Source organism: Promicromonospora sp. NPDC059942, assembly GCF_042731755.1.
In the GTDB taxonomy this organism is placed as follows: Bacteria; Actinomycetota; Actinomycetes; order Actinomycetales; family Cellulomonadaceae; genus Promicromonospora.
Genome location: NZ_JBHWLR010000008.1, coordinates 147,734 through 157,838, shown reverse-complemented (window position 1 = coordinate 157,838; position 10,105 = coordinate 147,734). Strand labels below are relative to the sequence as shown.

The window sequence follows — 10,105 nt, the reverse complement described above, 5'->3', positions numbered from 1 at the left end:
CTCCAGGAACAACGATTCCCCCTGCTCCCGCGACCCTTCCCCTTTGGTTTCTGGTGGTTTCTGCTTTTCCAGCTTGGAAACCCGCAAATACCCAGCACTCAACGAGGGGGTCAGGAGGCGCGGCGGAGGCGGAGGGAGTTCGCGACCACCAGGACCGAGCTCGCCGCCATCGCCGCGCCCGCGACCATCGGGCTCAGCAGCCCGGCCGCCGCCAGCGGGAGCGCCGCGACGTTGTACGCGAACGCCCAGAACAGGTTCTGCTTGATCACCCGCAGGGTCTTCTGGGACAGGCGGACGGCGCTCGCGGCGGCCCGCAGGTCGCCGCGGACCAGCGTGATGTCGCCGGCCTCGATCGCCACGTCGGTGCCGGTGCCCATCGCGAGGCCCAGGTCCGCCGTGGCCAGGGCGGCGGCGTCGTTCACGCCGTCGCCCACCATCGCCACGGTGCGTCCCTCGGCCTGCAGCCCGGCCACGACCGCGGCCTTCTCGGCGGGCAGCACGCGCGAGATCACGTCCGCGTCGGGGATGCCGACGGCGCGCGCGGCCACGAGCGCCGCGCCCGCCGAGTCGCCGGTCAGCAGGTAGGGGCGCAGGCCCAGCTCGCGCAGCTCGGCCACCGCCGTGGCCGACGTCCCCTTTGCCGGGTCGCGGAGCGCGATCACGCCGCCCGCGGCGCCGTTCCACGCCACGACCACGGCGGTCGCCCCTGCCTCCTCCTGCTGCCCGACGGCGGCACGCACCTCCGCGGAGACGGTCACCCCCTGCTCGGCGAGCCAGTCGGCGCGGCCCACCAGCACGCGCCGCGTGTTCAGCGCGCCGTCCGGGGCGAGTCCCGCGTGCGCACGCCGGACCAGGCCCTCGACGCCGCCTCCCGGGTGCGCGACGAAGCCCGTGACCTCCAGCGGGGTCCCGGTGTCCGGCTCCGCCGCGGCCCGGCCCGCCGCCGCGACGGCCCGCGCGATCGGGTGCTCGCTCAGCGCCTCGACGGCGGCCGCGTACCGCAGCGCCTCCGGGGCGTTGGTCAGGTGGTTCGCGTCGTCGGCGGCCTCGGCGTCGTCGGGCCGTGCGGGCGCCTCGTCGTGGCCGGGCGCCGCGCGCCGCGCGCCGGCCATGGCCGGGCTCCGGTCGGGGCTCCACACGTCGACCACGCGCATGCGGCCCTCGGTGACCGTGCCCGTCTTGTCGAGCACCACGGTGTCCACGCGGCGGGTGCTCTCCAGGATCTCCGGGCCGCGGATCAGCACGCCGAGCTGCGCGCCGCGGCCCGTGCCGACCAGGATCGCCGTGGGTGTGGCCAGCCCGAGCGCGCAGGGGCACGCGATGATCAGCACCGCGACGGCGGCGGTGAAGGCCGCCTCGACGTCGCCGGTCAGCACGAGCCAGGCCGCCAGGGTGAGCACGGCCAGGGTCAGCACGACCGGGACGAACACCGCGGAGATGCGGTCGGCGAGCCGGGCGACGGGGGCCTTGCCCGTCTGGGCCCGGGCCACGAGCCGTCCGATGCGGGCGAGCATCGTGTCCTCGCCCACGCGGGTCGCGCGCACCAGCAGGTGCCCCGAGGTGCTCACCGTGCCGCCCACGACGTCGTCGCCCGGGGTCACGTCCACCGGCACCGGCTCGCCGGTGACCAGGGACGTGTCGAGCGCCGAGGCGCCCTCCACCACCGTGCCGTCCGTGGCGACGGTGCCGCCCGGGCGCACGGCGAAGACGTCCCCGACCTGGAGCGCGGCGACCGGGACCGCGGTGGTGCGCCAGCCGCCGTCCGGCAGGCGGAGCGGGGTGCCGTCCGGGCCCAGCGCGATGCGCTCCGCGTCCTTGGCGCCCAGGCTGAGCAGGGCGCGCAGCGCGTCGCCCGCCCGCCGCCGCGACCGGTGCTCGGCGTACCGGCCGGCCAGCAGGAACGTGGTGACCACGGCGCCGACCTCGAAGTACAGCGCCGGCCCCATGCCGTGCCCCGCGGGCCGGACGGCGTCGGCGACCAGCACCCAGAGCGACCACAGGGTCGCCGCGACCACGCCGATCGACACCAGCGTGTCCATCGTGGAGCTCGCGTGCCGGGCCGCCCGCACGGCGGCGGCGTGGAACGGCCAGGCGCCCCACACGACGACGGGCAGCGCCAGGGCGGCGACCACCCACTCGGCGCCCGGGAAGGACAGCGCGGGGACCATCGACAGCAGGAGCACCGGGACGGTGAGCACGGCCGAGACCCGGAGCCGGCGCAGCAGGTCCTCGCCGCGGTACTCGGCGCCGGGCGCGGGGGTCGCGCCGTCGGCCCCGGCATCGGCCGCGGCCGTGTCCGGGCCGGAGCCCGGCGCGCCGACGGCGTCGTCCCGCCCGACGACGTCGTCCCGCCCGGCGGCGCCGTTCGCGCCCCTGCGCCGCGTGACGCGCGCCTCGTAGCCGGCGGACTCGACGGCGTCGACCAGGTCCTGGTCGGTCACCTCGGACGACAGCACGACGTGCGCCGACTCCAGCGGCAGGTTCACGGTCGCGGCGACGCCGTCGAGCCGGTTGAGCTTGCGCTCGACCCGGGCGACGCACGAGGCGCAGGTCATCCCGGACACCGCGAGCTCGACCTCGCCGAGGGGGTGCAGGGCCTCAGCGGCAGGCACGGTTCTCCTTACGGGGGCGGTACGTCCGGGTCAGGACGGGACGATCGGTAGCATGCGGGTCGCCTGGCGGCCCGGGGCCTGCGCGGCGGACTCGGCGGCGACGGCGTTCTCGAGCACCTCGACGTCGGCCACGTCGTAGCCGGCCTCGTCCACGGCGTCGCGCAGGGGCGCCTCGGCGAGCGGGAGCTTGGAGATGACGCGGACCAGCGAGGTCTCACCGGCGTGCAGCTCGACGCTCACGTCCTGGACGTCCGGCACGCCCCGCAGCTCGTTGGTCACCGCGGACACGCAGTGCCCACAGGTCATGCCGGTCACGGCGAGCTTGGTCACGGTGGTCATGTCGTCTCCTCGGTTCGTGGGCTGCTGGACGTGCTGCTGCTGGACGTGCGGGTGCTGCCGGCCGTGCACGGGCTGCTCGGCGTTCACATGCGGACGAGGCGGGCGATCGCCTCGGAGGCCTCCCGGACCTTGGCGGCGCCCTCGGCGTCGGACGCCTTGGCCGCGTCCACCACACAATGTCCCAGGTGGTCCTCGACGAGCGCCAGGCTCACCGCCTGCAGGGCCTTGGTCACGGCGCTGACCTGGGTGAGCACGTCGATGCAGTACACGTCCTCGTCGATCATCCGCGCAATGCCGCGAACCTGCCCCTCGATGCGGCGCATCCGCTTGAGGTAGCCGGCCTTGTCGGACGCGTAACCGTGCGGCCCGTCGTGTTCACCGGCCGTGTCGTGGTGCAAGGAGTCGTCGTGCGGGGTGGCGGCCTCGGTCGCCTCGGTGGTCTCCGTCGCCTCGGTCATGCGTCCATGAGATACCCCACGGGGGTAGTGAGTCAAGTGTGCCGACCACGGGCGCGCCGGCGAGGTCGTTGCTACGTTCGACCGATGGACCAGTCTGGGGGGCGGGGCGTTGCTGTCGTGGTCGAGGACGACGACCTCATCCGTGAGGTCATCGAGGTCACGCTGCAGCAGGCCGGGTTCACCGTGCACCCCGCTGCCACCGGCGCGCAGGGCGTCGCGCTGGTGAAGGCCCACAAGCCGGTCGTGACCACCGTGGACGTCTCCCTGCCGGACATCGACGGGTTCGAGGTCGTGCGCCGGTTGCGGACCTTCTCCGAGACGGTGGTCGTCATGCTCACGGCCCGGGTCGACGAGATCGACACGCTCATGGGCCTCGAGTCCGGTGCCGACGAGTACGTCACCAAGCCGTTCCGGCCACGCGAGCTCCGTGCGCGCATCGACGCGCTCCTGCGCCGGTCCGGCCACCTCGTCCCGACGACGAAGGCGGAGGAGGAGCCCGCCCCCGGCCCTGACGGCGGCGACGGCAGGCTCGAGGTCGACACCGCCCGCCGCACGGTCCGCCTGGGCGGCGAGCCCGTCCACCTGACCCGCACCGAGTTCGTCCTCCTCGCGGCGCTCCACGACGCCCGCGGCCGGCCGGTGCCGAAGGGCGACCTGGCCCGGCTGCTCTGGCCCGACGAGCACGGTTACGGCGGCGACGTCACCGAGGCGGACCGCCGCACCGTCGAGGTGCACATGGCCAACGTCCGGCGCAAGCTCGGCGACAGCCCCACGAGCCCGCGCTTCATCCATACGGTCCGCGGGCTGGGGTACCGCTTCGAGAATGTCTGACCAGCGCGACCTCGGTGTCGTGCGCCAGGCGCATGAGCCGTTCCAGCGTCTCGACCTCCGGGACGGTGCGGGTCCGCACCACGTCCTGCGCCACGGCCCAGGCCGCCCGGGCCAGTGCGACGGCGCCCACCATGGCGCCCGACACGGCCAGCTCGGCGGCCGTGTCGTACACGGAGTACCCGCTGCGGTCGAAGGCGGCGACGGTGAGGAGCTCGAGGCGCCGCTTGAGACCGGCGGCGTACTGCTCGGCGAGGCGGCGGGCGGTCGGCTCGCCGAGATCCTGGGCGAGGTCGCGGAGCACGCCCTGGTCGAGGATGTCCGCCGCGAGGACGCGTGGCGTCCGGGCGGGCGCGGGCCCGGCTTCGTCGTGGGCCGAGCGGCCGGCGCCAGCCGCCAGCTCGTCCCCGCCGGTCCAGAAGTCGTATACCTCCGCCATGGTCGCGCCTCCCCGTGAGTGCCTGACTGGCTGCTCCCAGCGTGCGGCCCGGAACTCAACGCCCAGCCGAAGAACCTCAAGGGCTGCTCAGGATCGCCCTTGAGGTTCTTGAGGTTCTTGAGGTCGGCGGTCCACAGCGACCAGATCCGATACCTTTCGTCCTGAATACCCCAGATTCCCCCGGAGAGGTCCTCCCGTCGGCATGCCCGCTTCGATGTCTCGCCGCCTCCTGCTCGCCGCGCTCGCCGCGGCCGGACCGCTCGCCCTCACGGCGAGCGCGGCACCCACGAACACCCCCGTGCCGCCCCCCGCGGTGCTCCCCGCCGCGACGCGGAAGGCCCAGGCGCAGCAGGCGCCCCGGATCTTCCTCGCGGGCGACTCCACCGCGTCCCAGAAGTACGCCGGGGTCTTTCCCGAGACCGGCTGGGGCATGGGCCTGCCCTGGTACGTCGCGCCGCGGATCGAGGTCCTCAACCACGCGATGAACGGGCGCAGCTCCAAGAGCTTCATCGCAGAGGGGCGCCTGGACGCGATCCTGGACGCCGTCCGCCCCGGCGACGTGCTGCTCGTGCAGTTCGGGCACAACGACCAGAAGTCCGACCCCGCGGTCGGCACGGACCCGTGGACCAGCTACCCGGCCCACCTGCGCCGCTACCTCGACGGCGCCCGGGAGCGGGGCGCGCGCCCGGTGCTGCTGACCCCGGCGGAGCGCCGCCGGTTCGACGCCGCCGGGAACGCCGTCGCCACCCACGGGTTCTACCCGGACGCGATGCGGGCGCTGGCCGCCGCCGAGGGCGTGCCGCTGGTCGACGTCACGGCGCAGACCCTGGCGCTGTGGCAGGAGCTCGGTCCGGACGGCACCCAGGTGTACTTCCTGAACACCTACGAGGGCCGGCAGGACAACACGCACTTCAACACCCCGGGCGCCCGCCTGATCGCGCGGATGGTGGCCCGCGGCCTGCTCGCCGCGGGCGTCCTCGCCGAGGACCAGGTGCGCCGCCTCGACCAGAGCATCCCGGTCGAGTGGTTCACCTGGCCGGAGGAGCTGCCCGCGGCGACCTGAGCCGTCAGCCCATCGCGGCGTCGATGTTGGCGACGACGATGGCGACGACGGCCACGGCAGCCCACAGGAGCAGGCCGAACCGCCACCAGAGGTTGAGGTTCAGCCGCTTCGGCGCGTCCAGCGCCATGGCCTCGGCGTCCGACAGCGGGCGCATCGCCCACCCGGCCTCGGTGGCGGTCGCCAGGCTGTACTGCAGGCCCCACGAGAACCGCAGCAGCCAGAACAGGTGGACGTACGAGTAGCGCAGCACCAGGGCTCGCCCCGCGTCGAGCGGCGCCGTCTTGCTCTTGCTGCCCCAGCCGAAGAAGACCATGCTCTTCTTTCCTTCGTCTCGAACCGCGCGCACCGTGCGCGCGGCGAGCGAAGCGTGGCAGAGCGCGGGGCAGGCGTCTGTGGGGAGAACTCCCCACCCGTGCCGCAGGGGATGAGGTTCGCGGGCGCGGATGAGAGTCACGGGGGCCCGGCGTAGCGTGACAAGGGACCGAAGCCAGTTCAAAGATGACCTGGAAGGGGTAACCCAACATGCCTGGAAACAAGGCGGTCGCCTACCGCGAACCCGGCGTGGTTGAGGTGGTCGACATCGACTACCCGACGTTCGAGCTCCGGGACGGACCCGGGGTCAACCCGGCCAACGTAGGCCGCAAGGTGCCGCACGGGGTGATCCTGCGGACCGTGTCCACCAACATCTGCGGCTCTGACCAGCACATGGTCCGCGGCCGTACCACCGCGCCCCCGGGACTGATCCTGGGGCACGAGATCACCGGCGAGATCGTCGAGAAGGGCCCGGACGTCGAGTTCCTCGACGTGGGTGACATCGTCTCGGTGCCGTTCAACATCGCCTGCGGGCGCTGTCGCAACTGCAAGGAGCGCAAGACCGGCATCTGCCTCAACGTGAACCCGGACCGGCCGGGCTCGGCGTACGGGTACGTCGACATGGGCGGCTGGGTCGGCGGCCAGGCGGAGTACGTGCTGGTGCCGTACGCGGACTTCAACGCGCTCAAGTTCCCGGACAAGGACCAGGCCCTCGAGAAGATCATGGACCTGACGATGCTCAGCGACATCTTCCCCACGGGCTTCCACGGGTGCGTGAGCGCCGGGGTGGGCGTGGGGTCCACGGTGTACGTCGCCGGGGCCGGGCCCGTGGGTCTGGCCGCCGCGGCGTCGGCGCACCTGCTCGGTGCGGCCGTGGTGATCGTGGGCGACCTCAACAAGGAGCGGCTGGAGCAGGCGCGGTCGTTCGGGTGCGAGGCGATCGACGTGGCCGCCGGACCGATCGGCGACCAGATCGCCGAGATCCTGGGTGTGCCCGAGGTGGACTGCGGCGTCGACGCCGTCGGCTTCGAGGCCCGCGGGCACGGTGCCGACTCGTCGAACGAGCAGCCGGCCGCCGTGCTCAACGCCCTCATGGAGGTCACGCGGGCGGGCGGCGCGCTCGGCATCCCCGGCCTCTACGTCACGGGCGACCCGGGTGCGGCGACCGAGGCGGCGAAGGTCGGCTCGCTGTCCCTGCGGCTGGGGCTCGGCTGGGCCAAGTCCCACGCGTTCACGACCGGCCAGTGCCCGGTGATGAAGTACCACCGCGGCCTGATGGAGGCGATCCTGCACGACAAGGTGCACATCGCGGACGCTGTCAACGCCCAGGCGATCCCCCTGACGGAGGCGCCGACGGGCTACCACGCGTTCGACGAGGGTGCGGCGAAGAAGTTCGTGCTCAACCCGAACAACTACATCAAGGCCGCCTGACCCCCGGTCGGAGTGGCCTCTGCCGGGGTAGGCCCCCGGGGAGACGGGGCGGGGCAGGACCCGGGTGCACCGGATCCTGCCCCGCCTGTCTCTCGTCCGGCGTTCCTACCTCGGGGTCGCCGCTGCGGCGGCCTGGGCCGCGCCCGGGAGCGCGTCGAGGATCCGCTGCACGGCGGCGTCGTCGTGCGCCGCGGAGACGAACCAGGCCTCGAAGACCGACGGTGGCAGGTTGACCCCGGCCGCCAGCATCGCGTGGAACAGGGCCGTGTACCGGAACGTCTCCTGCGCCTGGGCCTGCGCGTAGTCGCGCACGCCCGACGCCGCGGCCAGCGGCCCGAAGAACACCGAGAACAGCGAGCCCGCGCGCTGCACGCGGTGCTCGACGCCGGCGGCGGTCAGCGCCTCGCCCACGGCGTCCGACAGCACGCGCGAGACCTCGTCGACCCGGGCGTAGACGGCGTCGTCGGCCAGCCGCAGGGTCGTCAGGCCCGAGGCGACCGCCACGGGGTTACCGGACAGCGTGCCCGCCTGGTACACGGGCCCCAGCGGGGCCAGGTGGTCCATGACCGACGCCGGTCCGCCCAGCGCCGCCACCGGCATGCCGCCGCCGACGACCTTGCCGAACGTGAACAGGTCGGGTGTGTAGCCCTCGCCCCCGGCGGCCCGGATCGCGTCGTTCTCCAGACCCCACCAGCCGGCGGGGCCCACGCGGAACCCGGTGAGCACCTCGTCCATGATGAACAGGGCGCCGTGCGCCGACGTGATGCGGCGCAGACCCTCGTTGAAGCCCTCGGCGGGCGGCACCACGCCCATGTTCGCGGGCGACGCCTCGGTGATGACCGCCGCGATCTCGGAGCCGCGCTGCGCGAAGGCCGCCTCGACGGCCGCCAGGTCGTTGTAGGGGAGCACCAGGGTCTCGGCCGCGGTCGCCTCGGTCACGCCGGCCGAGCCCGGGAGCGCCAGCGTCGCGACGCCGGAGCCGGCCTCGGCCAGCAGCGCGTCCATGTGCCCGTGGTAGCAGCCGGCGAACTTGATCACGAGCGGCCGGCCCGTGACCCCGCGCGCGAGGCGGATCGCCGTCATCGTGGCCTCGGTGCCCGTCGAGACGAGGCGCACCCGCTCGGCCGCGGGGACCCGGCGCCGCACCTCCTCGGCGAGCTCGACCTCGGCGACGGTCGGGGCGCCGAACGACAGCCCGCGCGCGGCGGCTTCCTGGACGGCGGCGACGACGTCGGGGTGCGCGTGCCCGAGCAGGGCGGGGCCCCACGAGCAGACCAGGTCCACGTACTCGCGCCCCGCGACGTCGGTGACGTACGGGCCGCGGGCCGAGGCGAGGAACCGCGGGTCGCCGCCCACGCTGCCGTAGGCGCGGACCGGCGAGTTCACGCCGCCCGGGATCGCGTCCTGCGCGCGCAGGAACGCCGCGTGGTTGGCCTCGGGCGCCCGGCGCAGCGCCTGGGCCTCGACGGTTTCCCGGTTCTGTTCGGTCACTTGATCCACTCCGCGATCTCCAGCGCCCAGTAGGTGAGGATGACGTCGGCGCCGGCGCGCTTGATGCTCGTGACCGACTCCAGGACGGCGCGGTCGCGGTCGATCCAGCCGTTCGCACCGGCCGCCTCGATCATCGCGTACTCGCCCGAGACCTGGTACGCGGCCACGGGCACGTCGCTCCGGTCCGCGACGGCGCGCAGCACGTCCAGGTACGACCCGGCGGGCTTGACCATCACGAGGTCGGCGCCCTCGGCGAGGTCCAGGTCGGCCTCGCGCAGGCCCTCGCGGCCGTTCGCGGGGTCCATCTGGTAGGTCTTGCGGTCGCCCTTCAGCTCCGAGTCCACGGCCTCGCGGAACGGGCCGTAGTACGCGCTCGCGTACTTGGCGCTGTAGGCCAGGATGCTCGTGTCGGCGAAGCCGGCGTCGTCCAGCGCGTCCCGGATCATCGCGACCTGGCCGTCCATCATGCCGGACGGCGAGATCACGTCGGCCCCGGCCTTGGCCTGCGCCACCGCCATGGAGGCGTAGCGGATCAGGGTCGCGTCGTTGTCCACAGCCCCTGTGGACGTGAGCACGCCGCAGTGCCCGTGGTCGGTGAACTCGTCGAGGCAGGTGTCGGCCATGAGTACCGGCGTGGGCGCGCCGGGCGCGAGGCCCTCGTCCAGCGCGGCGCGCGAGGCACGCAGGGCGCGCTGCAGGATGCCGTCGGGGGCGTCGGCCTGCGAGCCGCTCGCGTCCTTCACGGTGGGGATGCCGAACAGCATGACGCCGCCCAGGCCCGCGTCCCGCGCGGCGCGCACGGCCTCGACCAGGGACTCCTCGGTGTGCTGCACCTGCCCGGGCATGCTCGCCAGCGGCGCCGGCTCGCTCAGGCCCTCCTTGACGAAGAGCGGCAGCACCAGGTCGGCGGGGTGCAAGCGGGTCTCTGCGACCAGACGGCGCATGCCCGGCGTGGCGCGCAGACGGCGCGGCCGGTACACGATCCCGGAGGAGCTCACGATGTCCTTCTCTCTCGTTGTGGTGTCAGACGTACAGGTCCCCCAAGTTACCCCTCCGTCTCCCCCACCCAGCTTCTCCCAGGGCTTCTGTTCCCACCTCCGCCCAGGCCCCCTCCCTCGAGTTGGTGGCCCCA

General features: G+C 73.7%; 10 protein-coding genes. 3 read left to right on the top strand and 7 right to left on the bottom strand.

Annotation, left to right across the window (positions count from 1 at the left end; genetic code table 11):
• Window positions 1–110: 110 nt before the first annotated feature.
• From ACFV9Q_RS14995 to ACFV9Q_RS14985, 3 genes are all read right to left on the bottom strand, one after another.
• Entirely contained in the window at window positions 111–2,555 is a 2,445-nt protein-coding gene (locus ACFV9Q_RS14995; protein ID WP_377235173.1) for a heavy metal translocating P-type ATPase, read from the bottom strand.
• Window positions 2,556–2,642: 87 nt separating this feature from the next.
• Window positions 2,643–2,951 carry a heavy-metal-associated domain-containing protein gene (locus ACFV9Q_RS14990; RefSeq protein ID WP_377230079.1) on the bottom strand — a complete coding sequence of 103 codons (309 nt, stop codon included), beginning with the start codon at window positions 2,949–2,951 and terminating at the stop codon, window positions 2,643–2,645.
• 83 nt (window positions 2,952–3,034) lie between these two features.
• On the bottom strand, window positions 3,035–3,409 hold the full coding sequence (locus ACFV9Q_RS14985) for a metal-sensitive transcriptional regulator (protein ID WP_377230080.1): 375 nt from the start codon (window positions 3,407–3,409) through the stop codon (window positions 3,035–3,037).
• An 84-nt stretch (window positions 3,410–3,493) separates the two neighbouring features.
• Here ACFV9Q_RS14985 and ACFV9Q_RS14980 point away from each other — a divergent pair, with 84 nt between their 5' ends.
• Entirely contained in the window at window positions 3,494–4,240 is a 747-nt protein-coding gene (locus ACFV9Q_RS14980) for a response regulator transcription factor (protein WP_377235054.1), read from the top strand.
• Here ACFV9Q_RS14980 and ACFV9Q_RS14975 read toward each other — a convergent pair.
• Window positions 4,194–4,676, bottom strand: coding sequence for a hypothetical protein (locus tag ACFV9Q_RS14975; RefSeq protein WP_377235053.1), 483 nt, complete (start codon window positions 4,674–4,676; stop codon window positions 4,194–4,196). The genes ACFV9Q_RS14980 and ACFV9Q_RS14975 overlap by 47 nt on opposite strands.
• A gap of 214 nt (window positions 4,677–4,890) precedes the next feature.
• Here ACFV9Q_RS14975 and ACFV9Q_RS14970 point away from each other — a divergent pair, with 214 nt between their 5' ends.
• Window positions 4,891–5,739 carry a rhamnogalacturonan acetylesterase gene (locus tag ACFV9Q_RS14970; protein WP_377230083.1) on the top strand — a complete coding sequence of 283 codons (849 nt, stop codon included), beginning with the start codon at window positions 4,891–4,893 and terminating at the stop codon, window positions 5,737–5,739.
• Window positions 5,740–5,743: 4 nt separating this feature from the next.
• On the opposite strand, the gene ACFV9Q_RS14965 is transcribed toward ACFV9Q_RS14970, so the two are convergent.
• Entirely contained in the window at window positions 5,744–6,052 is a 309-nt protein-coding gene (locus tag ACFV9Q_RS14965) for a hypothetical protein (RefSeq protein WP_377235052.1), read from the bottom strand.
• Between the two features lie 209 nt (window positions 6,053–6,261).
• Here ACFV9Q_RS14965 and fdhA point away from each other — a divergent pair, with 209 nt between their 5' ends.
• Window positions 6,262–7,482, top strand: a complete 1,221-nt coding sequence (gene fdhA / locus ACFV9Q_RS14960) for a formaldehyde dehydrogenase, glutathione-independent (RefSeq protein ID WP_377230085.1) — start codon at window positions 6,262–6,264, stop codon at window positions 7,480–7,482.
• Window positions 7,483–7,587: 105 nt separating this feature from the next.
• Here fdhA and hemL read toward each other — a convergent pair whose 3' ends face one another.
• Both hemL and hemB read right to left on the bottom strand, forming a co-directional pair.
• Window positions 7,588–8,973, bottom strand: coding sequence for a glutamate-1-semialdehyde 2,1-aminomutase (gene hemL, locus ACFV9Q_RS14955; RefSeq protein WP_377235051.1), 1,386 nt, complete (start codon window positions 8,971–8,973; stop codon window positions 7,588–7,590).
• The gene (gene hemB, locus ACFV9Q_RS14950; RefSeq protein ID WP_377235172.1) at window positions 8,970–9,917 is read right to left on the bottom strand and encodes a porphobilinogen synthase; all 948 of its coding nucleotides are present in this window, start codon (window positions 9,915–9,917) and stop codon (window positions 8,970–8,972) included. The genes hemL and hemB overlap by 4 nt, the downstream gene beginning before the upstream one ends.
• Window positions 9,918–10,105: the final 188 nt, after the last annotated feature.